The following is a 25,875-nucleotide window of genomic DNA, read 5'->3' as shown; positions in this document are numbered from 1 at the left end:
GATGTCAGCCCCGGCTGCTACTACTTAAGCCTCGTGCTTTTCCGAACCATTCTTCGAACCCATCCTAAGGACCCGTGGGCATGCTCCTGACCCTGATACGACGGTTTTCCAGGCCGTACATGCCGTACATTGTGGCCGTCATTGTGTTTCAGCTGGCGTCCACCATGGCGGCGCTGTACCTGCCCAGCCTGAACGCCCAGATCATTGACGAAGGGGTTTCCCGCGGGGACACGGACTTCATCTGGCGCACCGGCGCCGTGATGCTGCTGGTGGCCTTCGTCCAGGTGGGCACCGCCATCGCCGGTGTCTACTTTGGGTCCAAAGTCGCCATGGCCATGGGCCGCGACCTCCGGCGCGGCGTGTTCCGCAAGGTCACCAGTTTCTCGGCCAGGGACGTCAACGCCTTTGGTGCCCCCACGCTCATCACCCGCGGGACCAACGATGTCCAGCAGGTCCAGATGCTCGTCCTGATGGGACTGAACTTCATGGTGGCCACCCCCATCATGTGCGTGGGCGGCATCATCATGGCGCTGCGCGAGGACCTCAACCTGTCCTGGCTGGTGTGGGTTTCGGTGCCCCTCCTGACCGTGGTGGTGGGCTACCTGGTGGTCCGGCTCATTCCGCTGTTCCGGTCCATGCAGAAGAAGATCGACCGCATCAACGCCGTGCTGCGGGAACAGATCATTGGCATCCGGGTTGTCCGGGCCTTTGTGCGCGAACCCTATGAAACCGGGCGCTTCGGCGAGGCCAATAAGGAACTGACGGACGTCTCGCTGAAGATCGGTTCCCTGTTTGTCCTGATGTTCCCCGCCATCAGCATGATCCTGCACCTGTCCACCGCCGCCGTGCTGTGGTTCGGCGGGCAGCGGGTGGACTCCGGCGAGATGCAGGTGGGCGCCCTCACCGCCTTCCTGCAGTACCTGCTCCAGATCCTGATGGCCGTCATGATGGGCACCTTCATGGCGATGATGATTCCGCGCGCCTCCGTATGCGCGGACCGCATCGGTGAAGTGCTCGACGTCGAACCCTCCATCCACGATCCGGAACGTCCGGAGGCGCCCGCCATGCTGAGCGGCGTCGTCGAGTACCGGAACGTCACCTTCGCCTACCCGGGCGCTGAATCGCCTGTGCTGAGCAACATCAGCTTCACGGCGCGTCCCGGGCAGACCCTCGCCATTATCGGTTCCACCGGGGCCGGCAAAACCTCGCTCCTGTCCCTCCTGCCGCGGCTCTACGACCCTGTGGAAGGGGAGGTGCTGCTGGACGGTGTTCCCGTCGACAGAATGGACCGGGCGGAGATCACCAAGCGCGTTGCCCTGGTGCCCCAGCGGCCCTACCTCTTCTCCGGCACCATCGGGCACAACCTGCGGTTCGGAAAGACCGACGCCACGGACCAGGAACTGTGGGAGGCCCTGGGCGTGGCGCAGGGCGATGAGTTTGTCCGCGCCAAGAAGAACGGGCTCGGCTCGCGCATCGCCCAGGGCGGCACCAACGTCTCCGGCGGCCAGCGCCAGCGCCTGTGCATCGCCAGGGCACTCGTCACCAAACCCCGGGTGTACCTCTTCGACGATTCCTTCTCCGCCCTGGATGTTGCCACGGACGCCCGGCTCCGTGCCGCCCTCAAACGCACCACCTCGGATGCCACGGTAATCATCGTGGCCCAGCGGATCTCCACCATTACCGAGGCCGACCAGATCCTGGTGCTGGACAACGGGCGGATCGTTGACCGTGGGACGCATGAGGAACTCCTGGAAACCTCGCCCACCTACCAGGAAATCGTTGAATCCCAGCTGAGCGTGGAGGAAATGGCATGAGCGCCCCCAAGAAGGACTCCACGGACAGTAGGGGAACAGCGCCAGCCCAGGACGAGCTCGACGCCGGGCAGGCGGCCGAACCCGTCGAGGACGACGACTTCGTTGACGAGGAGTACACTCCCTCCGAATCGGACGGGGACATGTTCGGCGGGATCCCCGCCAAGAAGGCCGAGCACTTCTGGCCGTCCGCCAAGCGGTTGATGGGGCTGCTGAAACCGGAAGCCCTGGGGATCTACGTGGTGGTGGGCATGGTGGTAATCGCCGTGGTCCTCAACGTCATCGCCCCCAAGATCCTGGGCCAGGCCATGGACGTGATCTTCGCCGGCGTGGTAGGCAAGCAGCTTCCGCCGGGCGTCAGCAAGGAACAGTTTGTGGACGGGCTGCGCCGGCAGGGCCAGGACAACTTCGCGGACATGGTGTCCCGGATGGAACTGGTGCCCGGCGCCGGCATCGACTTCGACAAGCTCACCCTGCTCATCGCGGTGGTCCTGCTGATGTACTTCGTGGCCAACATCTTCCTTTGGCTGCAGGGCTATGTGCTCAACCGCATCGTGATGAAGGTAATCCGGCGGCTCCGCGATGATACGGAGAAGAAGCTGAACCGGCTGCCGCTGAACTACTTCGATACCCGCCAGCGCGGCGACGTGCTCTCCCGGGTGACGAACGACGTCGACAACATCCAGCAGGCGCTCCAGCAGGCCTTCGCCCAGCTGGTCAACTCGCTGCTGACGGTGGCGGGCATCGTGATCATGATGTTCATCGTGTCCTGGCAGTTGGCCGTGATCGCCCTGGTTGCGCTGCCGCTTTCCGGCGTCGCGGCAGGCATCATCGGGGTGCGCAGCCAGAAGCTCTTCGCAGCCCAGTGGAAGAACACAGGAGCCCTCAACGGGCAGATCGAGGAATCATTCTCCGGCCACGACCTGGTGCGGGTCTTCGGCCGGGACGCGGACATGCTGGAACGGTTCGAGGAACGCAACGAGGCCCTGTACAAGGCCAGCTTCGGGGCGCAGTTCGTGTCCGGCATCATCTTCCCCGTGATGCAGTTTGTTTCCTACCTCAGTTATGTGGGCATCGCGGTCGTGGGCGGCCTCCGGGTTGCTTCGGGGTCCATGTCCCTGGGCGATGCCACCGCGTTCATCCAGTACTCGCGGGAGTTCACGCAGCCGCTGGGCCAGATGGCCGGCATGGCCAACATGCTGCAGTCCGGGGTGGCGTCCGCAGAGCGGGCCTTCGAGTTCCTGGACGCAGACGAGCAGGACACGGAGACCGCCACCGAGCACCTGCCGGCCAGGACCGACGGCCACGTCGACTTCAAGAACGTCACCTTCAGCTACACCGAGGACAAGGAACTCATCGAGAACCTGTCCTTTACTGCCGAGCCGGGAAACACCGTGGCCATCGTCGGGCCCACCGGGGCGGGAAAGACAACCCTGGTGAACCTGGTGATGCGGTTCTACGAGCTCAATGCCGGGTCCATCATGCTGGACGGCGTGGACATCACCCACCTCAGCCGCTCCGAGCTCCGGTCCAAGGTGGGCATGGTGCTGCAGGATGCCTGGCTGTTCGGCGGCTCCATCTACGACAACATCCGCTACGGAAACCTTGAGGCCACCGAGGAGCAGGTAATGGCGGCCGCCAAGGCAACCTTCGTGGACCGCTTCGTGCGGGCCCTGCCCGAGGGCTACAACACCGTGATCGACGAGGAAGGCAACAATGTCAGCGCCGGCGAGAAGCAGCTGATCACCATTGCCCGCGCCTTCGTCGCGAACCCCTCACTGCTGATCCTCGACGAAGCCACGAGCTCCGTTGACACCCGCACCGAGCTGCTGGTGCAAAAGGCGATGGCGGCCCTGCGCACGGACCGCACCAGTTTCGTCATTGCACACCGGCTCTCCACGATCCGCGATGCCGATACCATCCTGGTCATGGAAAACGGCAAGATCGTGGAACAGGGCAACCACAAGGCCCTCCTCGCCGCGCAGGGCGCGTACTACCGCTTGTACAGGTCCCAGTTCGCCGGAGCGGACGCGGAGGAAGTTCCCGTGGACGATTCGACGGCGGTGCACAGTTGAGCACGCAGGAGGCGCCCGCGCAGCAGGCCACCCCGGCGCAGCCAGAATCCGCGGGCGGCCGCCGGATCGAGGTGCTGGTGCCCATGCGCTGGGGTGACATGGACGCGTACGGGCACATCAACAACGTCCAGATCGTCCGGATGCTGGAGGAAGCCCGGATCGCGGCCTTCGGCCCGCCCCGGGGCGCGGGGCTGCCCGGCATCGAACCTCACGTCTCACTGTTCAACGATGTCCCGGACGGAACCATGGCCCTGGTGGTGGACCACAAGATCCGGTACGTCAGGACCCTTGAATACCGCAACGTTCCGGCCGTGGTCCTGGTGTGGATCGGGGCCGTCAAGGGGGCCAGCTTCGATATCCACTACCTGGTCCAGGACCCGGTCACCAGGGAGGACTGCGTGAAGGCGAGCAGCCACCTGGCGTTCGTGGACGAGGCCACAGGCCGGGTCCAGCGGCTCACCCCGGAACAGAAGGAACGGCTGGCTCCGTTCACGGCCTGAGCCGGACTGCGGGCGCGCAGGGTACCGCCACCCATTGCGCAGCGGCTGCCCGCACCGGAAACTGAAACCCCAACCAAGGAGCAGAGAACATGGCACAGAAAAAGACCTGGAAGGAAATGCCTCCGTCAGCCAAGGCCGGCACCATTTTGGTGGGCATCGCTCAGGTGTCACTTCTGGTGGCAGCGCAGCGGGACATCTCCAAGCGCCCTGCTGCACTGATCAACGGTCCCAAGGCGGCCTGGCGGGCGGCGTCCTTCATCAACTTCATCGGTCCCATGGGCTACTTCATTTTCGGCCGGAAGAAGCCCGTCCAGGCCATGTAGGGTGCCAAGCCGAGACGGCCGTTCACAGTCCGTTGAGCGCCCGTCCAGCTTGACCCTGTAAATTTGAATCCATGACCCCCGCCTCCACTGCTGCCATGACCCGCGCCCTCGGCATATCAAAGGAGATTGAGGACGCAGCCTGGTTCGTTTTGGGTCCGGGGCTGCTGGGGAAACCGTCTGCCCTTGATGGCCGCACCCTGACCTGGACGGCCGATGCGGCCGCTGAGCTTCTGGAACGGCTGGAACGCGGGACGCCGGACCCCAAGGCCCCCATGATGACCAACCTCCGGCAGAACCTGGAGGGTGCCTCGCGGGAAGCGAAGCAACTGGCCGTCGAACTGTTGTTCCTGCAGTCCCTCCCGCTGGCCCATGAGGTGAAGTCACTGAAGGTCAAGCGCGCCCGCGTGGCCGAGGCCGCCTCCTGGCTGGAGCCCCCGCTGGAGCTTCCGGAGGAGCTTTACGAGGGCATGACGGACCACGGTGTCATCAGGGACCGGACGGCGGAGTTCAACTGGACCATCTGGGACCACCTGAAATGGTTGTGCCGGTTTGTGCAGCACGTGGACCAGCAGCCCACGGCGTCCATCGCGGCAGCCTTGCAGGACCCGCTCGAGTTCCACCGGCTGGCGGCCGCCACACCGGGCGACCAGCCCGCCATCCGCCGTAGCATCGAGTTCCTCACCTGTCCCAGCTACTTCGAGCCCGTGGTGGCGGACGTGGAGCGGCATGAGATCCGGGACGCCTTCGCCTCCCTGGTGGGCGGCGCGAAGGGGGACGCCGAAGAGGACGTCACCGCTGACATCCACCGCATCCGCCTTCACCTTGACGAGCAGGCCGGCCAGCGCATCGACTGGTACTCCCGCCAGCTCGTCAGCCAGTGGCGCAAGGTGGGCGACCCCGGCCGGCGGGCCTGGCTGCTGCGCACGCACAGCGACAACACCGAGCTCCTCACAGCCTGGCAGGGCGAGGAGAAGGCGACCCTCGACGTCGAACATCTCCGCCTGCTGGACCCCGGCGTTACCGCAGGGCTGGTCCAGCACGCCGTGGACGAGGACTACAAGCACCTCGGCTACGTGGAGCGGGAGGACACCAAGACTGCTGTCTTTGCCTTCCTGACGGTCATGAAGCCGGGGGACCTGGTGCTGTACCAGCACGCCGGCGCCGTGAGCCTGGGGGTGGTGCTCGGGGAGCCCGAACACAACGACGACAACCGGCGCCTGCGCCGCAAGGTCCGCTGGTTCGACGAGGGACACACCACCACCAGCCTGCCGCGGCACGTCCAGCGGCAGCTGGCCACCGCCGGAATCGTCGTGGACGTTACCAAGGTGGTGCAGGCTCTGCAGGCGCTGCTGCCGGCAGAAGCGGAAACAGAGCCCGACGGCGATGCTGAAGCTGCCGCCGTCGTGCCTCCCGTCCAGGAGGGCTTTCGCCCGCTGACCCGCGAGTTCGCCGATTCGCTGCACATGGAGCTCGAGCCGCTCCAGGAGATCGCCGAGCTGCTGGAGGAGAACCGCCAGCTGGTCCTGTATGGGCCGCCGGGGACCGGCAAGACCTACCTGGCCAAGCACCTCGCCGCCGAACTGGCGGACGACACCACGGACGAGCGGGTCAAACTGGTCCAGTTCCACCCCTCCTACGCGTATGAGGACTTCTTCGAGGGATACCGGCCGGACAAGACCGACGAAGGCCAGGTCTCCTTCAAGCTGGTGGCAGGGCCGCTGCGCCGGCTCGCGGAGGAAGCGGCGAAGCCCGGCAACGAAAACAAGCCGTACTTCCTGATCATCGACGAGATGAACCGCGCCAACCTGGCCAAGGTGTTCGGCGAACTGTACTTCCTGCTGGAATACCGGGACGACCGGATTTACCTCCAGTACAGCCCCAACGAGCCGTTCACGCTGCCGGACAACCTCTACATCATCGGCACCATGAACACGGCGGACCGTTCCATTGCCATGATGGACGCCGCCATCCGCCGCCGGTTCTCCTTCATCGAGCTGCACCCGCAGACCGAGCCTGTGAAGGGCTCCCTGCTGCGGTTCCTCCAGGCCCGGCAGCTCGACCTCACGCCGGCGCTGCTGCTGGATGCCCTGAACAGTGCGATTGACGAGTGGGACCGGGACCTGATGATTGGCCCGTCCTACTTCATGAAGCCCGCCGCCCAGACCCCCGCCGGGCTCCGCCGGATCTGGAAGTACGAGCTCATGCCGCTGCTGGAGGAGCACTACCACGGCCAGCTGACCCGGGCGCAGCTCGAGGAGCGCTTCGGGCTGGACCAGCTGCTGGGACGCCTTGCGGACCGCTGACCCCGGCACGTCTGTCCGCCACCTGGTGCTGGATGAACTGTCCCGCGGCATCGTGGAGCGGCTGGACCCGGCCAGCGCGTCCTTCCTGAATTCCAGCGGCCTGGCCAAGGCATCACCCATGGGCCTTGGGCTGTACCGGATCGAGCCGGTGGGCAAGGTGGGTTCGGTGCGCACGGCCACGGTGCAGCTCGAGGTGCGTCCCAAGGACCGGCTGGGGCTCAGCCGGCTCCTGTTCCTGCTCAGCTACGCCGGCGAGCAGGGCTTCCGCCCCGATTCGGTCTCAGCCGTGGAGGACCGGGAGCTGTGGAGCGCGCTGGCGGAGTCGCTCGCGCAGCTGGCCGAACGTGCCCTGGGCCGCGGCGTCCTGCAGGGTTATCTCACCGTGGATGAATCGCTCCGGACGGTCAAGGGACGGATCAGGATTTCGGACCAGATTTCCCGGCGGCCCGGCATGCTGGTGCCCCTGGAGGTGTCCTACGACGAGTTCACCGAGGACATTGCCGAGAACCGGATCCTGCGCGCCGCGCTGGAACGGATGGGCCAGGTGCCGCGCGTCCGCCCCGAGGTGCTGAGCCGGCTGCGCCAGCTCAAGGGAAAGCTCGACGCCGTTACGTGCCTCCCGGCAGGAGCACCGCTGCCCCGGTGGAAAGCCACCAGGATGAACGTTCGCTACCACGCGGTCCTGCGCCTGGCGGAGCTGATCCTGCGCAACGCCTCCGCGGAAGCCGGGGAGGGCAAGCAGCAGACGGCCTCGTTCGTGGTGGACATGGCCCAGGTGTTTGAGGATTTTGTGGGCACGGCGCTGCGGGAAGCGATGTCCGCCTACCCGGGCGAGCTCCGGCTCCGCTTCAATGCGCTCCTGAGCGAGGCGGTGCATGACGCTGACCGGCTGTCGGTGCGCCCGGACGCCGTCCACCTGCTCGGCGGCCGGCCGGTGGTGGTGTACAACGCCAAGTACACCGCGGCTTCGGATACGGGTGCTTCCCTGACGGCGGACCACTACCAGATGCTGGCCCACTGCACCGCGCTGGCGGTGCCCACCGCATGGCTGGTGTACGCCGGGGCGGGGGAAATGAAGCTCCGCCGCATCCTCAATACGGACATCGACATCGTGGAATTCCCGCTGGACCTGTCCAGGCCGCCGTCGGAAATCCTCGCGTCCGTCCGGGAACTCGCGCGCCAGTCCTGGGGCGAGGTGGTCCGGGTTTCAACAGGTGCCGAACAGGTTACACCGGAACCCGGAACGTAAAGGTGGTCCCCTCGCCGAGGGTGCTGTCCACACCGATGGTTCCGCCATGGGCCTCGATGATCGCCTTGCTGATCGGGAGGCCGAGGCCGACGCCGGGGATGGCCGTCCGGCGGACCGTGCTGGAGCGGAAGAACTTGGCGAAAACCTCGGAGGCGTCCTCGGGGCTCATGCCCATGCCGGTGTCGGTGATCCGGCAGGCCAGGTGCCCGTCCTCCTGCTCCAGGGAGACCAGCACGCTGCCGCCGTCCGGGGAGTACTTGATGGCGTTGGACACCAGGTTGTCCAGGACCTGGGAGATCCGGGCGCCGTCCACATGGGCGTCAAGGCGCTCGGGGGTCTGCGCCTGCAGCACCACTCCCGCCGCTGCCGCCCGGGGCGTGGCCGAGGAGACGCTGGACCGCACCAGCTCGGCGACATTCACGGCCTCCGGCGTGACGATCAGCTGCCCGTTGCGGCTGGACAGCAGGTCCGAGACCAGGGTCAGGAGCCGCTCGGAGTTCCGGCGGATGACCTCGAGCATCTCCCGCTGCGCCTTCGCCGGTTCGTCAGCCAGCAGGAGTTCCACGTAGCCCAGGATGGAGGTCAGCGGCGTCCGGAACTCGTGGGAGACGCTGGCGACGAACTCGTCCTTCGCCGTCAGGGCGTTCACCAGGTCCGTCACGTCGCTGAACGCGATCACCGAGCCGGCGAAAGCGCCGTCGTCGTCCTTCATGGCCCGTGCGGTGGTCACGACGGCGCGCTGGTCGCTGCCCGAACCCAGCCACACCAGGTAATCCGTAAAGGTCTCGCCCAGGACGGCGCGGCGCACCGGACGTTCCTCCACGGGAACCAGCGTTTTCCGGTCAGCCCCGAACACCAGCAGCTGGGACTCGTTCGGGTCGGCTATGTCCTTGGGCCGGGCCAGTTCGTGGTTTGCCCGCTGCTTCCTGTTCATCAGGACATCGTGCCCGTCCGCATCCACCGCGAGGACGCCCAGGTGGACAGTTTCCAGGACGGCATTCAGCAATGCCTCCTGGCGCTGGCTGGTCCGAAGGTTGGCCTGCAGCTGGGCGTCCTTTTCCTCAAGTTCCTCCTGCTGCCGCATCATGCTGAGGGTCAGGACGCTCACGGACGCGCCGATTCCGAGCGCTATCACAGGAAGCAGCAAAGAGCGGGCCAGGTCCTGGGGCGTAAAGTCCCCCTTCAGCAGCAGCGGAACCCAGATGATGGCCAGCGGCCCCAGGAAGGACAGCCACAGCGCGGCCCGGGGATGGTATCCGGACGCGCACAGCCAAATCACCGGGAAAACGGCCAGCAGGCTGATGCCCGCCAGGCTTTCCTGCCCGCCCTGCCGGCCCACCCCGATGGAAACAAAGTCCAGCAGCGGAATGGCCAGGAAGCTCGTGTAGGGCAGCCGCTCCCAGGGAACCACGTAGCAAAGGCCCATGATGGCCAGCTGGGAGATCACGAAGGCGGCAAAGAGCGGATTGTCCATGGTGCCCGGGAAGAAGGCCCACACCAGGAACACCGTCAACAATGTGGTGATGAACAGCGGCATCTGGCTCAGCCCCACCCGCTGGGTCAGGCTGTACTCGTGAAAGGGCCGCCGGAAGAACCTCAACTTACCCGAAGCCCACGCCACCGGGGCGGTCATGGCGTGCACACGTAGGGGAGCGGGGTGAGTGGAGCCATACCAGCAGGATATCGGCAGCCAGCTATACTTCTGACGTCGGCTGCTGAGGGGGCGCTATGAGTGATGCACGAGTGGGACTGGTCATCGAGGATGACCACGACATCCGGGAACTGGTACGCACGGTGCTGTCACAAGCCGGTTTCGAGGTGAGCGTTGCCAGCAGCGGGGCAGAAGGCGTCCTGATCGCCAAGAACCTCAGCCCGGACGTCATCACCCTGGACCTTGGGTTGCCTGACATCGACGGCTTCGAGGTTTCCCGGCAGATCCGTGAATTCTCCGATGCCTACATCGTGATGCTCACGGCCCGCACCGAGGAACTGGACACCCTGATCGGACTGGAGTCCGGGGCCGACGATTACCTCACCAAACCGTTCCGGCCGAGGGAGCTGCGTGCACGCATCGCAGCGATGATGCGCCGTCCCCGTTCCGTCCCGGACCCTGCCGACGCGCTGGCCGGGGACAACCCGGCCGATGCGGGAGCCCATCCCGAGCGCGGCAACTTCAGCCACAACGGGCTGGAGCTCAGCTACTCGTCCCGGACCGTGGTTGTTGACGGCAAGGAAATGAACCTGACCCGCACGGAATTCGAACTCCTGCACGCGCTCCTGGAAGCGGGGCGGACCGTGCGGACCAAATCGGACCTGGTGCGGCGGCTGCGGGACGAGGATTACGACGTCGGCAGTTACATCAGCGAGGCCGACGAACGGTCCGTCGAGGTGCACATGGGGAACCTGCGGAAGAAGCTGGGCGACTCGCCCCAGAAACCGCGGTGGCTGCAAACCGTCCGGGGAGTTGGCTACCGGCTCGCGCCGGAAGCGCACTGAGCCTGAAGGCGGTGCGTCGTCTGCCGGCTGCAATGGTTGATCGGCCGCAGGAAGGCGACGGCCAGCCGGGGCAGGAGGACGGCCACGTCAGCCTTGCCGGCCTCGGTACGGATTTCGCCCTCCAGTTCCATGGCCAGGCAGGCCAGCCGCTCCGCACCCACCATCTGGCTGGCGGTCTTCAGGCTTAGGACCGCGTCCACTGAACCTTCCAGGTCGCCGGTGGTCAGGGCAAGGCGGAGCCGCCCAATGCGTTGCGGCAGGAACTCGATAAAGTTCCCCACAAAGACCCTGCAGTATCCCTCATCCTCTTCGAGTTCTTCGCGGAGCCGGTCGAGAACGGACTGGTCCACCAAGGGCCGGGGGGCATCATCGGCGGCGCTCATGGCGGTCCTTTCGGCGGGTGCGGTCCATTCCTGGAGGTGGCGTCTAAGTGGGGCTCGGATGTCACATCAGGTTAGGTCTGTTGCCTTGGCGGGGCAGGTTTTCCCGAAGAGAATTGTGCGTTTCTTGATGGGACTGCAGTTGTTCCGAAGCGGCCTGGAACACGGACCTGATGTCCTACCTTTCCGGCCCGGCCGGACCGGCTTCAGGGCTGCCCTGCTGGCGCGTCGGAGCTAAGCGCGGAGGGCGCTGGCAACGGTGCCTGGTGAGGGGTCAGCGGCGGGTTTCCAGGAACTGCACCAGCTCCGCCTCGAGGGCCGAACTGTCTTTGAGCTCGCACTCCCACACCGTTAGGACGTCCCAGCCGGCCTCCTCGAGCAGGCGGCGCTGGCTGGCATCCCGGTCGCGGGTCCTGGTGCGTTTGGCGGCCCAGAATTCCGCGTTGGCCTTCGGCGCATGCTGACCGGCCCGGCATTCATGGAAGTGCCAGAAACAGCCGTTGATGAAGATGACTTTGCGGCGGCCGGCGAAGACCAGGTCCGGGTTTCCGGGCAGGCGGGTGCTCCCGGACCTGCCGTGCAGCCGGTACCGGTAGCCCTTGGCATGGAGGAGCCTGCGCACCAGCAGCTCGGGCTTGGTGTTCTTGCCCCGGATCCGGGACATGTTCCAGCTGCGTTGCTCAGGGGTGAGCTTGTCCGCCATGCTTTGAGTCCAGGAGCTCCTAGATTTCCCGTTCGGGCTGTTCGCCGAACTGGAAGTGGCGGCCGCTGACGGACGTGGGTTCAATTTCCACGTAGAAGTCCTTCAGCGTGGGAACCCAGGTTTTCAGGCCCAGTTCCTCCACCGCCGCCAGTTCCGCGGAGTTGCTCAGCACGCGTGCCTTTCCGCGCAGCACCACGGACCATGCCTCCTCGGAGAGGATGCCGTCCGTTTCGAAGAGGACAGAGGAGTTAATGGTGAGCTGGGCAAGTTTGTTGCCCGGCGCCGTCCTCAGGTAAAGCTTCCGGGCGGAGGTGACGTAGTTGACCGGGAAGATGTCCGGTTCACCGGCAACCGATACCACGAGCCGTCCGTGCTTGGTTCCCTCCAACAGCCGCCAGGACTGCTCGTCGTCGAGTTCCAGCACGGGTTGTCCATCTGCATGTTCAAACATCATGCAGCCATTCTTCTACGTTATGTAGAAATATTCCAGAGGTTTGATGAATTTACTCCTTGTGATGAGGTGGCCGTTCCGTGCCGGGAGCAGGTTGCCCGCCAGGCAAGGGGCGAGACCTGAACTTTCAGGCGGCGCCCGCACTCCGGGCAGTAGCGTGGCGGTTCCAGCTGCAGCCGCGCGGCACACACCTGGTGGAGGGCGCGGCCCGGGCGGGCGTCCGACGGCGGGGTGCCGCCGCCGTCGGACATTGCCTTCCTGCGGGGCCCGCCGCAGAGGGCGCAGAACTTCGCGGCGGCAGGATCGTTCCGGGTGCTCATAGGGTCTTCTGGAGTTCCTTGATGGGCATGTTGAGGTCCACCAGGAGGTTGAGGTCGGCGGCTGCGGGGCGGCCCAGGGTGGTCAGGTAGTTGCCGACGATGACCGCGTTGATACCGCCCAGGAGTCCCTCGCGGGTGCCCAGGTCGCCGAGGGTCAGCTCGCGGCCGCCGGCGTACCGCAGGACCGTGCGGGGCATGGCCAGGCGGAAAGCGGCGATGGCCCGGAGGGCGTCCTTGCCGTCCATGATCTGCTGGTTTTCCAAAGGGGTTCCGGGCCTGGGATTAAGGAAGTTCAGGGGGACCTCATGCGGCTCCAACGCGGCCAGCTGGGCCGCCAGCTCGGCCCGCTGCTCAAGTGTTTCGCCCATGCCGATCAGCGCTCCGCAGCACAGCTCCATTCCGGCGTCCTTGACCATGGCGCACGTCTCCAGCCGCTCCTCGTAGCTGTGGGTGGTGACCACCTGGGGGAAGTAGCTGCGTGCTGTTTCAAGGTTGTGGTTGTAGCGGTGCACGCCCCAGCCGGCCAGCTGGTCCACCTGGCGCTGGGTGAGCATGCCGAGGGAGCAGGCGATGTTGATGTCCACTTCCTCGTTGATGCGGTCGATGGCGAACTTGATCTGGTTCATGAGCTTGATGTCCGGCCCCCGGACAGCTGCCACGATGCAGAACTCGGTGGCCCCGGTGGCCGCGGTTTCCTTGGCCGCTTTGACCAGCTCAGGGATGTCCAGCCAGACGCCGCGGACCGGGCTGTCGAAGAGTCCGGACTGGCTGCAGAAGTGGCAGTCCTCCGGGCAGCCGCCGGTCTTGATCGAGATGATGCCTTCCACCTCCACCGCCTCTCCGCAGTGCCGGAGACGGACCTGGTGGGCAAGCTCCAGTGCGGCCGGGACTGCGTGGTCGGGAAGCCGAAGAACCTCCACCAGCTGCGCTTCCGAGAGGCCGGTTCCGCCCTCCAGGACCTGCCGCCGGGCGGTCTCGAGGATGGGGTATTCCACGTGGAATGGGTGAGTCATCATTGCAGTCCTTTGTTTTGGGCGGGGCCTCCTAGACGACGGTAATTCGGTGGCTGCTCCACGTTTTTGTGGCACGGCAACAATGCGGGGCGGCCAAGGTTGTTAACAGGCACGGTCAAATGCTTAACGCTGCCGAAACAATCCGGTGACCGGCCTGTCGATCTTGCTGGATAGCGTCGCATCAGGCCCTTTAGCAACGAAAGCGAAGCACATCATGAGCAACGACAAAGAAACAACGCAACTGCTGGAACCGCCGGCACAGCCCGGCGCCGCCGTCGTCGGAAGCGCTCCGGCAGCCAGCCCGGCGGCCAACGCTGCGGCGCTGAACGCCACCAAGGAAAGCCTCGAGGACTACACGCTCCGGTTCGCGCCGCGCTCCTACCGGAAGTGGAGTGCCGGCGTGGTGGCCACCAGTGCGCTGGGCGGCATTGCCTACCTGGCGGATTTCTCCATCGGCGCGAACATCGGCATCGCGTACGGCACCGTCAACGCCATTTTCGGCATCCTGGTGGCCGCCGTGATCATCTTCGCCACGGGCTTCCCGCTGGCCTATTACGCGGCACGCTACAACATCGACCTGGACCTCATTACCCGCGGTTCGGGCTTCGGCTATTACGGGTCTGTGGTCACCAACGTCATCTTCGCGACGTTCACCTTCATCTTCTTCGCCCTCGAAGGCTCCATCATGGCCCAGGGCCTGGAGGTGGGACTGGGGATTCCCCAGTGGCTGGGGTACGCGGCATCCACCGTGATCATTATTCCGTTGGTGATCTACGGGATGAACACCCTGGCCAAGCTGCAGGTGTGGACCACCCCGCTGTGGCTGCTCCTCATGGTGGTGCCGGTGGGGTACCTGCTGGTCTCGCACCCGGAGAGCATCAACACCTTCTTCGCCTACACAGGGGAATCGGGCGACGGCGGTCCGAACCTTGCGTCCGTCATGCTGGCTGCCGGCGTCTGCCTGTCCCTGATGGCGCAGATTGCCGAGCAGATCGACTACCTGCGATTCATGCCGCCGCGCACTGAAGCAAACAAGGGGGCGTGGTGGCGCGCCGTGATCCTGGCGGGGCCGGGCTGGGTGATTTTCGGGGCGGTCAAGCAGATTGTTGGCCTGTTCATTGCCATCTACCTCATCGCCACGCTGGATCCCGCAGCCTCTGCGACTGCCAACGAGCCGGTGCACCAGTTCCTGGGCGTCTACCGGGAGATGATGCCGGCCTGGCTGGCCATGACGCTCGCCGTGGTGCTGGTGGTCATCTCCCAGATCAAGATCAATGTCACCAACGCGTATTCGGGCTCCCTGGCGTGGACCAACAGCTTCACCCGCATTACCAAGACGTACCCCGGCCGCATGGTGTTCGTGGTGGTCAACTTGGCCATTGCCCTGGTCCTGATGGAAGCCAACATGTTCGACTTCCTCAACACCATCCTGGGCTTTTACGCCAACTGCGCCATGGCCTGGGTGGTCACGGTGGCGTCCGACATCGCGATCAACAAGTACCTGCTGAAGATTTCCCCCAAGGTCCCCGAATTCCGGCGGGGCATGCTGTACGCCGTGAATCCGGTGGGCTTTGTGTCGATGCTCGCCTCCGCCGGAATTTCGATTGCGGTGTTCTTTGGTGCCTTTGGCGCCGCGATCCAGCCGTTTTCGCCGATCTTTGCGGTAGGCCTTGCCCTGGTCCTTCCGCCGGTGCTGGCGCTGGCCACCCGCGGACGGTACTACCTGCGCCGCACCGACGACGGCATCGACCTGCCGATGTTCGACGCCGACGGGAACCCGAGCGACGCCAGGCTCCTGTGCCACGTGACCGGCATCGAGTTCGAGCGCCCTGACATGGTCCGTTCCGCGAAAGACGCTGCCGACGGCGGCCCGCAGTATGTTTCTTCGCTCGCGTTGTCCACGGACAAGACAGGGGAGCTGGTGCTGCCGCCAAAGAAGTAGCTATTCGCTGCAATAGGGAAAGCCGGTACCTATGTGCCGGCTTTCTTTATGACTTTTCCCCGGGCCGTTGGTGGTGGTAAAACTCGTGGCGGGGCAGCTGTGGATAAGTTTGATCGCTGAATTGTGACCTGGGCTACCCTTAAGTCATTGTCCGGAGCAAGCCGTCTTGAAACTACTGGGGGATTAGCGGCCCATGACATCACCGAACGTCCCTACGTCCTGGCGAGCCCGGTCCAGTGCCGCCGCGTTCATCGTTGCAGCGGGGCTGACACTCGCCGGCTGCGCGGGTGGCGCCCCCGCAGACCCCGGCGCGTTGTCCTCCGCGCCGACGGGCTCGCCGACGTCCAGCCCTTCGGCCACCCCGGCCCCGACCCCCACCGCCGTGTACAAGCCGGCTGATGCATCCGGGCCGGCCCAAAACGTCCCCGTCCCCGTGCTGCCCGAGGTGGCAAAGACGGAGACGAAGGAGGGCGCTGAGGCGTTTGCGAAGTATTGGTTCTCAATTCTGGGCTACGCATATGAGACGGGTGACACTCGCGCGTTATCCAAGTTTTCTAAACCTGAGTGCGCATTCTGCCAGGGCCTCGTGGATGACATCGACGCTGCTTGGGCTGAAAACAAGTGGATTTCTGGCGGTCAAATAGAAATTCCGGTGGCAACCGCGAAGCCTGCCACTGACGGCTCTACGCAGGTGGTCCTTCAAGTACTACAGAAGGAACTGGTCATCCACAACCAAGACGGGAGCCCATATCAAGAAAAGACCCCCGCAACGAATGCGGGAAGCGTCGCAGTAATGAAGTACGCCGATGAAGGATGGGTGGTCAACGACCTAGGGTTGATCCGTTAGCCATGGGTTACATAGGCAAGATCCTCACAATTCTCGCCTGCTGTGTGTTGCTTCTGACGACGTCTTTGTTGACTGCCCACGCGGAAGACGGGTCGGATCCAAAGCCACGGATCGGTGGAGGCTTTGTAGACACTGGGCTTCAAATGGGGGCGGATACTTGGATAACTGATCCTGATACTGGCGAATTTCGTCGTGCTGAACCCGGCAGTGTCAACACGGACCCCAACGAGTACAAGTACGAACTCCAATGCCACCTCGGTGGGGGAGACTTCGACACGCCCTGTCTCGCGAGGCAGCTTGAGTGCAAAAACGGTCCCGGGGGTAAGGAAGGCATTCCCGTCACCTGGCTCTCCCGGCCCCGAGGTGTACCCGGCGCTGTTTGGGCTCATCACTCCGGCCCTACGTGCCTATTCGACGCCAGACCCGAGGACTTGCTGCCCAGGATCGCTGCGGACATCCAACGGCAGTTCCAAAGCCTTCCGGTCAACGCCGGGACCGTGGTGGCCCAACCGAGTCCCCACACGCTGAGGGGTGCCGAAACCAACTTCTACGCGGAGGCAGCTGAACAGCAATTTGACGTCACCATGTTCGGGCAGCAGGTGCACATTGTCGCCACCCCGGTCCAGTACACATGGAACTACGGGGACGGCACCGTGTTCGGTCCCCAGCCGTCAATGGGCGGACCATTGCCGCAGGACCGCTGGGGTGAGAAGACCCGGACGAGCCACGCCTACGGAGCCACGGGGGACTTCCAGGTAGTGCTGACCACCACCTTCCAGGGAACGTACTCGGTCAACGCCGGGCCGCCCCTGCCGATTCCCGGCCAGGGCCAGTTCAACGCTCCTGCCCAGACCATCAGCGTGTGGCGCTCGCTCACCCGAAACTACGCCGACGACTGCAACGCCAATCCCCAGGGCCAGGGCTGCCCGGGCGCGCCGCGGTAGGGGGTCAGCAAGGCAAGCGTTGCCCGCGAACCTGCTGTGATTCCCATCGCAACCGGAATAGCCGCAGGTGGTTCCCGGTTGGCAAGGACAGTACGTCTTCAGCCTTCGAAAGGAACTGCGCATGCTGTTTTCCCCTCTCACCCTCGGCGAACTTGAACTCCCCAACCGGCTGGTCATGGCGCCCCTGACGCGGCTCCGCGCAGGTGAGGAAGGCGTCCCCGGCCCGCTCGTCGTCGAGCATTACCGCCAGCGCGCGTCCCTTGGCCTCATCGTCAGCGAAGGAACGTTCCCCACGCCCGCCGGCCGATCCTACGCCGGCCAGCCGGGCATCGTCACCGAAGAACAGGTTGCCGGCTGGAAGAAGGTCACCGACGCCGTTCACGCCGAAGGAGGCCGCATGTTCGCACAGATCATGCACGGCGGCCGCGTCTCGCACCCGGACATCACCGGCGGGCTCGCGCTGGTGGCTCCCAGTGCCGTCGCTATCGAAGGCGAAGTCCGCACGCCCCTTGGCAAGCAGCCCTACCCGGTGCCGCATGCGCTCACCACGGATGAGCTGCCCATGGTGATCCAGGAGTTCGTGAACGCGTCGCTCAACGCCATCGAGGCCGGCTTCGACGGAATCGAACTGCACTCGGCCAACGGCTACCTGCTGCACGAATTCCTGGCGCCCAACTCCAATGTTCGCGACGACAGCTACGGCGGCTCGCCCGAGAACCGTGCCCGGTTCGTCATCGAAACCGTGAACGCCGTGGTGGCCGCCGTTGGCGCCAACCGCGTGGGCATCCGCATCTCCCCCGAGCACAACGTGCAGGGCATCGCTGAAACTGATGCCGCCGACGTTCGTGCCACGTATGAGGTGCTCGTGGACAGCATCGCACCGCTCAACCTTGCATACCTGAGCATCCTGCACCACGAGCCGTCCGGGGAACTGGTCCAGGATCTCCGTGCCCGCTTCGGCGGGACCTTCCTGGTGAACACCGGATTCGGCGTGATCACCACCCGGGATGAGGCCGCGTCCCTGGTGGCAGACGGTCTCGCCGACGCCGTGGTGGTGGGCCGCCCCGCCATCGCCAACCCGGACCTTGCCCGCCGCTGGAAGGAAAGCCTCCCGCTGAACGAGCCGGACCCGTCCACGTTCTACGCCGACGGTGCTCAGGGATACACGGACTACCCCGCCTACCAGAACTAGAACAAGGCTTAACGACGACGGCGGCACCCGGCTTTGGGTGCCGCCGTTGCTGGCTGCGCGGTGTGCTGTCCCGGCAGCTGGCGCCGAAGGCCATCCGACGGCCTCCGGATCACACTGTTAATTTGGCCCGCCGGGCCCTCAGGGATGCCGGCGGTGATCAGATGCTACTCCATCGAATGGACTTTTGCTAGGCCTGATTTTCGGCAAGCGCATGCCGCTAGAGCACGGCCTCCCGGCCGGTTCCTTCCCTCATCACCAGCCGGCCGTCCTCGATCGAAACCAGCACGCTTTTAGGCTTGCCGGTGACCTTTGTGATCGCCTTAAGCCCCCGGTTGGTCACCTCCACGCCCACCTGCGCGCCCTTCGCCGGCAGCTCCACGGACACCTCGTTGGCAATGCCCAGAATCGGGTTGGTGGACACACCGAGGTCCCGCCGTGCTTGTTTGCCGTTGACCGTCACGGTGATGTTGGCCTCCTCGAACCCCTCCTGAAAGACGATAAGCAGTTCCCGCATGGTGGCCTCTTCCTCGAGCATTGGGCGCTTGTGACGGCACCTCCACTACAGCACTTTGCGGGCGGTAGCGGAATACCTTTGCGGGCCGTGCCGGTAAGCCTGCTGCTGAATCGGCAGTGGAGCCGGGCAAGCCCGTAAGGCAAGATGTTCTGGTGACTCAACTGCCGCAGGCCCCGTCCGCTCCCTCCCCGTCCACGAAACCGGACGATGCCATCTACTCGCAGATAGCCGCAGAGCTGGGTGTCAAGGCCTGGCAGGTGAAGGCTGCTGTTGAACTGCTCGACGGCGGATCCACAGTGCCGTTCATCGCCCGCTACCGCAAGGAGGCCACGGGGACGCTCGACGATACCCAGCTCCGCGAGCTCGACGAACGGCTCCGCTACCTCCGCGAACTTGCCGACCGCCGTCGTTCGGTGCTCGACGCGATCGAAGCGCAGGGCCAGCTGACTCCCGAGCTGGCGAAGGCCATACTCGCCGCGGACACGAAGTCCCGGCTGGAAGACATTTACCTGCCGTTCAAGTCCAAGCGGCGGACGAAGGCACAGATTGCGCGGGAAGCCGGCCTGGAGCCCCTGGCGGATGCCCTGCTCAAGCGGCCGGACCTGGACCCGAAACGCGAGGCCGCCAAGTACCTCAACTCCGAGCACGCCATCGCCGACGCGGCTGCGGCCCTCGCCGGGGCAGGCGCGATCCTTGTTGAGAGGGTGGCCCAGGACCCTGACCTCGCGGCCACCCTGCGCGAGCGGCTGTGGACGCAGGGCCGCATGGTGTCCCGCGTGAAGAAGGGGAAGGAAGTCGAGGGCCAGAAGTTCGCCGACTACTTCGAGTTCGCCCAGGCGCCCGCCGGGATGCCTTCCCACCGCGTCCTTGCATTGCTCCGCGGCGAGAAGGACGGCGTCCTTGAGCTGGACCTTGCCGAGGCAGATCCAGCGGACGACGACGGCCTGGCCGCCGCGCGCTCGCGGTACGAGGCCGCGGTGGCCAGGTGCCTCGGGGTCACCGACCGTGGCCGTCCCGCCGACGCGTGGCTGGTCCAGACTGCGCAGGTGGCGTGGCGGTCCCGGGTGCTGTCCCGGCTGACCGCGGATCTCCGCGGCAAAATGTTCGCTGCCGCCGAGGATGAGGCCGTCCGGGTCTTCGCTGCCAACCTGCGCGACGTGCTGCTGGCCGCCCCGGCGGGGAACCGGGCCACGCTCGGGCTGGACCCGGGACTGCGCACCGGCGTCAAAGTGGCTGTGGTGGACGGCACCGGCAAGGTGGTGGCCACCGACACCGTCTACCCGCATGCGCCCGCCCGGAAGTGGGACGAAGCATTGGCAACCCTGGTGCGGCTGGCGCGGCAGCACGCCGTCGAACTCATCGCCATTGGCAACGGCACGGCGTCGCGGGAAACGGACAAACTCGCGGCCGAGCTGATCAAGCGGCTGCCGGAAGTGGACCGGAAGCCGCAGAAGCTGGTGGTGTCCGAAGCGGGTGCGTCCGTCTATTCGGCCTCGGCCCTGGCCGCTGCTGAACTGCCGGGGATGGACGTGTCCCTTCGCGGAGCGGTCTCCATTGCCCGCCGTCTCCAGGACCCGCTCGCCGAGCTGGTGAAAATCGACCCGAAGTCCATCGGTGTGGGCCAGTACCAGCATGACGTGACGGCCTCGAAACTGGACCGCAGCCTGGACGCCGTGGTGGAGGACTGCGTGAACGCCGTCGGCGTGGACGTCAACACCGCCTCGCCCGCGCTGCTCAGCCGCGTGGCCGGCGTCGGGCCCTTGCTGAGCGAAAACATTGTGGCCTACCGGAACGAGCACGGCCCCTTCGCCAAGCGCACGGACCTGAAAAAGGTGCCGCGGCTCGGTGCCAAGGCGTTCGAGCAGTGCGCCGGCTTCCTCCGGATCACCGGGGGAGCGGAGCCGCTGGACGCATCCAGTGTGCATCCGGAGTCCTACGCGGTGGCGCGTAAGATCCGGGCTGCCGCCGGTTCCGCGCCGGCCTCCTCCCTGGACCCGCGCGACTTCGTGGACGATACGTTCGGCCTGCCCACGGTGCAGGACATTCTGTCCGAGCTGGACAAGCCCGGCCGGGACCCGCGTCCCGCGTTTGCGGCCGCGACATTCTCCGAGGGAATCGAGAAGATCTCAGACCTCAAGCCCGGAATGGTGCTGGAAGGAACGGTGACCAATGTTGCTGCGTTCGGCGCGTTCGTGGATGTGGGCGTCCACCAGGATGGCCTGGTCCACGTCTCGGCGATGGCCAACCGCTTTGTTTCCGATCCGCGGGAAGTGGTTAAGTCCGGCCAGGTGGTGCGGGTGAAGGTGCTGGAGGCGGATCCTGACCGGAAGCGGATTTCGCTGACCCTGAGGCTCGACGACGAACCCTCCGTTGGAGGGGCGGGCTCGGGGCGCGCCGGCAACAGTTCACGAACCCAGGGACGCGGCAGGGAGAAGGGCGGAAATCCCGCACGGAATATGCCATCGCCGGCCCGCTCGTCCGCGGCCCCGGCGCCTGTTAGGAAGGAAGCCCCTGTCAACACGGCCATGGCTGAGGCGTTGCGGAAGGCCGGCCTGGACAAGTAGCCGCTTCCCTGACGGTCAGGCGAGGGCAGCGGTCGGTTGACGTGGGAAGACACGTCCGGAGCGGCTCGGCCTCGGCCGACTTTCGGCGGCAGGGGGTTTCTGCAAAGGTTGCTTCATGACTTATTTCCTGGAGTACACGATTCCCGCCGCGCCCGACGAAGCCGAGTTTGAGTTTCCCTATGATGAGATCAACCCCGGGACCACTATTCCGTTGTCGGAGACCGATGCGGAGGTGGTGCACGCCCCGGAACTCCCGGCCAGGACCGGCATCGTCGCTGCCACCGTTCCCGAAGCGAAGCTTGAGGCTGAGCAGCTGATCCTGCACAGCCGGGCTTCTGAAGGTTCCCTCTACTTTGACCCGTCCAATTCCCTGCAGGCCGGAGTTGGAACGCTCGTTGCCACGTTCAGCGAAGGCCGGGGCTGGCAGGACGCCTAAGTGCCCGCAGGCTGGCCGGGGCGCCCCACCAGCCTTGGCCGTCCGAACTGGGTCCGCACGCCAGGCGAAAACAGGACAGATTCAGGCGGCCCGCTCACCCTGATACCCGCTGAAGCAATCAGTTCATCCTTCACATGGTGCAGCGTGGCAGAGCACAGCGGCCATGGCTCGTGGGTGTTGGGAATGTAGATGCTCCGTCCCCCGAATACGCCGTGCATGCCAAACCTTGCCGTCAGAAAGACCGATAACGGGTCGTCGACGGCGGCCCCGGGCTGGGGTACGACGGCGAAACTGCTCCGTGCCCCTTGCCCGAAGCGCCTGACAGAAAAGCCGGGGGCGTCATTGCCCGGCGAGTCCGGCTCCGCCTGCGAATACCGGATCCGCGACCACACGTAGGGAATTCCCGCTGCCCGGGCCGCCAAAACCACTGGCAGCCGGTCCGCGTCCAAGCTCAGGAAGACCACGCCCCGGGTTCCGTCGGGTTCCCGCGAGTAGAGGCGCACATTGACTTCATTGAAGCTGCCCAGATACGGGATCCGTGGGCCGCGTCCAAATCCGGCGTTCTTCATGCGGAAACCGATAAGCCCCACCCACGAACTGCCGTCGAAGACGTCCGGCTGCACTCCAGGGGGCATGAATCGGGCAGCTACGCTTTCCGGGAGGCGCCAGTGAAGGAAGATGGCGTCGGCCCACCGCTGGTCCATGATGCGGGGCAGTGGAAGCTCAGGCGGGGTGGGCCAGAGGCCGGCGGCGGTTGGATGGGTGTCCACGTGCGAAGCCTACCGGAGGCTGCCGGCCGTTCACGCTGGCGCTTATTCGGCGGCGGCGCCCGCAGGATAGCGGGCCTCCCGGGACTCCTTCTGCCACGGCCAGCGCCCGGTGATTTCCAGCTCCAGCGAGAAACTGAGGAACGTCCGGATCAGAACGATGACGGCGAGAACGCCGACACTTTCGAAGGTTGGGGTGACGGCGACCGTGCGGATGATGTCGGCGGCCACCAGCAGTTCAAGGCCCAGGAGGATGGACCTGCCCAGCAGCTGCCGGTAAGAGCGGTACAGAGTCAGCTTTTCGGCGCCGGCGGGCAGTCTGCGGGGCTGGTGGCCGCGAAGCGCGAGGGGGATGGAGATGAGCGCCCCGACCACCATCACGGCCACCCCCGCAAAATCGACAAATTCGCCGACCGTTTCAATGATGTGCCGAAAATCCATGGTGTATGCCTTCCTATGCGCCCGAGGCCAAGCTGCCAGCCTAAGCGCTGGCGCCGGTGTGCGGCCGCAATCTATGGGTGGCGTACCCCGTTGCCGGCGAGGATGTCCCGGTAGCCCTCCCGGAAAGAGGGGAACGCGAATTCGAACCCCGTGCTGCGCAGCAGGTCGTTGCGGCAGCGCTTGTTGCCGCCTCGTGCGGGCCCGGCATCACCCACTGGCGGCTCCGCAAGCCCCAGCTCCGCGGCGAGGAAGCGCAGCACCGTCCCCAGATCGGCGGGGTCGTTGTCCACGCCGACGTAGACTGGGGCCGGTTCTGGAGGCACGGTGGCCAGGTGGACGATGGCGGCAGCAGCGTCGTCGCGATGGATGCGGTTGGTGTACCTGCTATCTTCCGGAACCACGGCGGTGCCGCCCCGGACTTGGTCGATCAGGCGGGTGCGGCCAGGTCCGTAAATGCCGCCCAGCCGGAGGGACGTCGCCGTGGTAGCCGTTTCGCTGAATGCTGCCTGCAGCAGCTGCTCCGCTTCCAGCAGGACGCGGCCGGAAAACCCGCCGGGGCGGGGAGACGTATTTTCATCCACCCAGCCGCCCCCGGCATCGCCGTAAACCGCCGTGGAGGAAACGAAGAGCACCCGCTGCGGCCTCACGCCGTCGCGTTCCAGGGCATCAAGCACATGGGTGAGACCGTCCACATAGGCGGCCCGGTAGGCCTCTTCTGTTGGCGAGTCGGCAGCTACCGCTATGACGACGGCGGTGGTGTCCGCCGGGACGCGCGGCAGGCCGGGTGCGCTCAGGTCCGCCGCAACACCTTCGATGGCGGCCGGCAGTTTGGCGGGGGAACGGCGCCAGCCCACAACGCGGTGGCCAAGGGCGTGGAACCGCAGCCCGGCTTCGGTCCCCAGGTCACCGCAGCCGGCTAAAAGGATGGTCATTCTTTACGGCGCCTCAACCGGGAAGAACACGCGCGGGTCCTGGAGAAGGGCCGGGTAGGCAAAGGCGGTGCGGTCAATGATTTCAGTAACGGTGAAATTCCTGCCGAACCGGCCGTCCTCCAGCGTGATGGGCCGGCCCACCACCTGTCCGACCGCGAACTTCGCGCCGTGCTCGAACGGAACGGCCACCGGGGTTTTGCCCGGCAACGTCGAGAACGCTTCCTCCTGTGCGAGGCGCTTGCGGGTTGGCTTCTTGACCAGCTGCCTGGGCGGCGCCTTCCGGGGCTGCCGGGAAGGACGGCGGGATCCGTCGTCCAGGAAGACAGGGGAGTAGTCATCGTCGCCAAGAACCGCCGCCGCTGCGGCCGCGGAGCTCCGGCTCACCGGCGGAAGCGCCACCGTGTTCAGCGTCTGGGGGTCGACGTCGTGGTGCGGTGAACGGAGGATCCACAGAATGTCGCCCTCGGGCTCCTGCGGCAGGAACTCATGCTTGGGCTCCGGCCAGATGTAGTCCATCTCGGGGATGGCATCGGCGAACACTGAGCTGTAGAACTTCGGTTCCTTGCGCACCAGCTTGGAGCGGTGGCTGAGGTGGAAGTCAGCATCCCCAAGCCACGGCGGCATCGGAATCTTCGCCGCATAGTCCGGGTGGGCGGCCTGCGGTGCGAACTCGGTGATGTTCGCCCGGGTGTTGTCGGGGTGGCCGCGCTTGGTCCACTCATCCACCATTGCCAGGCCGTACATGGTGAGGGCCGGCACGTAGCCCATCCACATCCGGATGGCCGGGTGGGTCTGCCAGCCGTATCCCGGAAGCACCAGGGATCGAAGCGTCTGCAGCGCCTCGACGCGCTGCTTGCCCAGCCTGGCGGTGTCCAGGGCGGCGGCGCTCTGCCGGAAATCGGGGTACGGAAGGAAGGTTTGCATCTCTTCAGTCTGACGGCACCTGGCGGATGTGCCAATTGCAGTGCCACGGGCCACATGGGGAGGTCCTGGATGTTCACATCGTGGACGCATGCATACGCCGGGGGTCTCCAGGCACTAAGATCACCGCAACCACCCCAGCGTTTTGGAAGCTCACTCATGACATCAACAGTTGAAAAAACCACCGGAACCACTCCAGCCTTCGTGCCCCGCTACGGTCAGATGCTAAGTCCGGAAGCAAAGGGCATCCTGGTCCTCGACGAGTTCACCATCGATCCTGCCGCAGCGCGCAAAGAGCAGCACCGCTTCCGCGACGGCATGGCTGCGGTCGCCCGGACCATGCGCCGGATTGCCGCCCTCCGCGTGGTGATCGCGATTGTAGCCATCGGGAACCTGCCGCTGTTCCTGCTCTCCAGCGGCTGGTGGATCTACGCCGTGTCGCTCACCCTCGTGGTGGCCGTACACGCGGCTGTTTCGTGGCTGAACCGCCACGAGCCGCGGCTCAAGCAGCGCTCCGCCCTGGAGCTGCACATGCACCGCGAACGCAGCGCCAACTACCGCAAGGTGCGCGACGCCGTGAAATACATGATCGACACCCCTGCGCGCATGAACGAGCACCTCTACCTGGAACTGCTCGCCGCAAAGCGCGTCGCCCTCAACCTGGCCCACGGCACCGTCGCCCTGCTGGACACCAGCGACGACTCCGCCTGGAAGGTACGGATCGTACGGGAGCTGCCGGCCGCCAGCTGAC

General features: G+C 65.5%; 24 protein-coding genes. 14 read left to right on the top strand and 10 right to left on the bottom strand.

What is annotated here, in order from left to right; all coding sequences use genetic code 11:
* Window positions 1–80 precede the first annotated feature (80 nt).
* The 6 genes from PV768_RS02395 (at window position 81) to PV768_RS02370 (ending at window position 8,261) form a co-directional block, all read left to right on the top strand.
* Window positions 81–1,814 carry an ABC transporter ATP-binding protein gene (locus PV768_RS02395; protein WP_421092183.1) on the top strand — a complete coding sequence of 578 codons (1,734 nt, stop codon included), beginning with the start codon at window positions 81–83 and terminating at the stop codon, window positions 1,812–1,814.
* Complete coding sequence (locus PV768_RS02390; RefSeq protein WP_421092182.1) at window positions 1,811–3,886, top strand: ABC transporter ATP-binding protein; 2,076 nt, start codon at window positions 1,811–1,813, stop codon at window positions 3,884–3,886. The genes PV768_RS02395 and PV768_RS02390 overlap by 4 nt, the downstream gene beginning before the upstream one ends.
* Window positions 3,887–3,969: 83 nt before the next feature.
* Window positions 3,970–4,386 carry an acyl-CoA thioesterase gene (locus PV768_RS02385; RefSeq protein ID WP_157242675.1) on the top strand — a complete coding sequence of 139 codons (417 nt, stop codon included), beginning with the start codon at window positions 3,970–3,972 and terminating at the stop codon, window positions 4,384–4,386.
* 89 nt (window positions 4,387–4,475) lie between these two features.
* Window positions 4,476–4,709, top strand: a complete 234-nt coding sequence (locus tag PV768_RS02380; RefSeq protein ID WP_157238988.1) for a PLDc N-terminal domain-containing protein — start codon at window positions 4,476–4,478, stop codon at window positions 4,707–4,709.
* A 71-nt stretch (window positions 4,710–4,780) separates the two neighbouring features.
* Window positions 4,781–7,012 (top strand): McrB family protein, encoded by a 2,232-nt coding sequence (locus PV768_RS02375; protein ID WP_421092181.1) that lies wholly within the window; start codon window positions 4,781–4,783, stop codon window positions 7,010–7,012.
* The gene (locus tag PV768_RS02370) at window positions 6,999–8,261 is read left to right on the top strand and encodes a 5-methylcytosine restriction system specificity protein McrC (protein ID WP_421092180.1); all 1,263 of its coding nucleotides are present in this window, start codon (window positions 6,999–7,001) and stop codon (window positions 8,259–8,261) included. Before PV768_RS02375 ends, PV768_RS02370 begins: the two co-directional genes overlap by 14 nt.
* Here the strand turns inward: PV768_RS02370 and PV768_RS02365 are convergent.
* Window positions 8,239–9,894: a sensor histidine kinase gene (locus tag PV768_RS02365; protein WP_421092179.1), complete on the bottom strand. Its 1,656-nt coding sequence runs from the start codon at window positions 9,892–9,894 to the stop codon at window positions 8,239–8,241. The genes PV768_RS02370 and PV768_RS02365 overlap by 23 nt on opposite strands.
* Before the next feature lie 95 nt (window positions 9,895–9,989).
* Between PV768_RS02365 and PV768_RS02360 the strand changes: the two genes are divergently transcribed.
* Window positions 9,990–10,757 (top strand): response regulator transcription factor, encoded by a 768-nt coding sequence (locus PV768_RS02360; protein WP_157238985.1) that lies wholly within the window; start codon window positions 9,990–9,992, stop codon window positions 10,755–10,757.
* On the opposite strand, the gene PV768_RS02355 is transcribed toward PV768_RS02360, so the two are convergent.
* From PV768_RS02355 to bioB, 4 genes are all read right to left on the bottom strand, one after another.
* Entirely contained in the window at window positions 10,730–11,140 is a 411-nt protein-coding gene (locus tag PV768_RS02355; RefSeq protein ID WP_421092178.1) for an Hpt domain-containing protein, read from the bottom strand. The genes PV768_RS02360 and PV768_RS02355 overlap by 28 nt on opposite strands.
* Window positions 11,141–11,411: 271 nt before the next feature.
* Complete coding sequence (locus PV768_RS02350; protein WP_104996940.1) at window positions 11,412–11,840, bottom strand: very short patch repair endonuclease; 429 nt, start codon at window positions 11,838–11,840, stop codon at window positions 11,412–11,414.
* Window positions 11,841–11,859: 19 nt separating this feature from the next.
* Complete coding sequence (locus PV768_RS02345; RefSeq protein ID WP_157238983.1) at window positions 11,860–12,294, bottom strand: pyridoxamine 5'-phosphate oxidase family protein; 435 nt, start codon at window positions 12,292–12,294, stop codon at window positions 11,860–11,862.
* Between the two features lie 313 nt (window positions 12,295–12,607).
* Entirely contained in the window at window positions 12,608–13,624 is a 1,017-nt protein-coding gene (gene bioB / locus PV768_RS02340) for a biotin synthase BioB (RefSeq protein WP_421092177.1), read from the bottom strand.
* A gap of 214 nt (window positions 13,625–13,838) precedes the next feature.
* On the opposite strand from bioB, the gene PV768_RS02335 reads away from it, so the two are divergent.
* The 4 genes from PV768_RS02335 (at window position 13,839) to PV768_RS02320 (ending at window position 18,549) form a co-directional block, all read left to right on the top strand.
* On the top strand, window positions 13,839–15,566 hold the full coding sequence (locus PV768_RS02335; protein ID WP_421092176.1) for a purine-cytosine permease family protein: 1,728 nt from the start codon (window positions 13,839–13,841) through the stop codon (window positions 15,564–15,566).
* Window positions 15,567–15,948: 382 nt separating this feature from the next.
* The gene (locus PV768_RS02330; RefSeq protein WP_421092175.1) at window positions 15,949–16,413 is read left to right on the top strand and encodes a DUF6318 family protein; all 465 of its coding nucleotides are present in this window, start codon (window positions 15,949–15,951) and stop codon (window positions 16,411–16,413) included.
* A gap of 431 nt (window positions 16,414–16,844) precedes the next feature.
* Window positions 16,845–17,357, top strand: coding sequence for a hypothetical protein (locus tag PV768_RS02325; RefSeq protein WP_421092174.1), 513 nt, complete (start codon window positions 16,845–16,847; stop codon window positions 17,355–17,357).
* 121 nt (window positions 17,358–17,478) lie between these two features.
* Entirely contained in the window at window positions 17,479–18,549 is a 1,071-nt protein-coding gene (locus tag PV768_RS02320; RefSeq protein ID WP_421092173.1) for an alkene reductase, read from the top strand.
* Between the two features lie 217 nt (window positions 18,550–18,766).
* Here PV768_RS02320 and PV768_RS02315 read toward each other — a convergent pair whose 3' ends face one another.
* Window positions 18,767–19,084: a hypothetical protein gene (locus PV768_RS02315; RefSeq protein WP_157238978.1), complete on the bottom strand. Its 318-nt coding sequence runs from the start codon at window positions 19,082–19,084 to the stop codon at window positions 18,767–18,769.
* 131 nt (window positions 19,085–19,215) lie between these two features.
* Here PV768_RS02315 and PV768_RS02310 point away from each other — a divergent pair, with 131 nt between their 5' ends.
* Window positions 19,216–21,627 (top strand): Tex family protein, encoded by a 2,412-nt coding sequence (locus PV768_RS02310; protein ID WP_421092172.1) that lies wholly within the window; start codon window positions 19,216–19,218, stop codon window positions 21,625–21,627.
* A 115-nt stretch (window positions 21,628–21,742) separates the two neighbouring features.
* Window positions 21,743–22,063 carry a hypothetical protein gene (locus PV768_RS02305; protein ID WP_157238977.1) on the top strand — a complete coding sequence of 107 codons (321 nt, stop codon included), beginning with the start codon at window positions 21,743–21,745 and terminating at the stop codon, window positions 22,061–22,063.
* Here the strand turns inward: PV768_RS02305 and PV768_RS02300 are convergent.
* From PV768_RS02300 to PV768_RS02285, 4 genes are all read right to left on the bottom strand, one after another.
* Window positions 22,060–22,767 (bottom strand): YqjF family protein, encoded by a 708-nt coding sequence (locus PV768_RS02300; RefSeq protein WP_421092226.1) that lies wholly within the window; start codon window positions 22,765–22,767, stop codon window positions 22,060–22,062. The genes PV768_RS02305 and PV768_RS02300 overlap by 4 nt on opposite strands.
* A gap of 108 nt (window positions 22,768–22,875) precedes the next feature.
* Window positions 22,876–23,271 (bottom strand): DUF1622 domain-containing protein, encoded by a 396-nt coding sequence (locus PV768_RS02295; RefSeq protein ID WP_321215460.1) that lies wholly within the window; start codon window positions 23,269–23,271, stop codon window positions 22,876–22,878.
* 71 nt (window positions 23,272–23,342) lie between these two features.
* Entirely contained in the window at window positions 23,343–24,203 is an 861-nt protein-coding gene (locus PV768_RS02290; RefSeq protein WP_321215461.1) for an SDR family oxidoreductase, read from the bottom strand.
* A 3-nt stretch (window positions 24,204–24,206) separates the two neighbouring features.
* Complete coding sequence (locus tag PV768_RS02285) at window positions 24,207–25,127, bottom strand: MSMEG_6728 family protein (RefSeq protein ID WP_157238974.1); 921 nt, start codon at window positions 25,125–25,127, stop codon at window positions 24,207–24,209.
* A 156-nt stretch (window positions 25,128–25,283) separates the two neighbouring features.
* Between PV768_RS02285 and PV768_RS02280 the strand changes: the two genes are divergently transcribed.
* Entirely contained in the window at window positions 25,284–25,874 is a 591-nt protein-coding gene (locus PV768_RS02280; RefSeq protein WP_157238973.1) for a hypothetical protein, read from the top strand.
* The last annotated feature ends 1 nt before the right edge of the window (window position 25,875 follow it).

It is taken from the genome of Pseudarthrobacter sp. CC4 (genome assembly GCF_048957775.1).
Lineage (GTDB): Bacteria > Actinomycetota > Actinomycetes > Actinomycetales > Micrococcaceae > Arthrobacter.
Note: the sequence above shows the minus strand (reverse complement) of the source record. Positions and strands in the feature narration are given on the sequence as shown.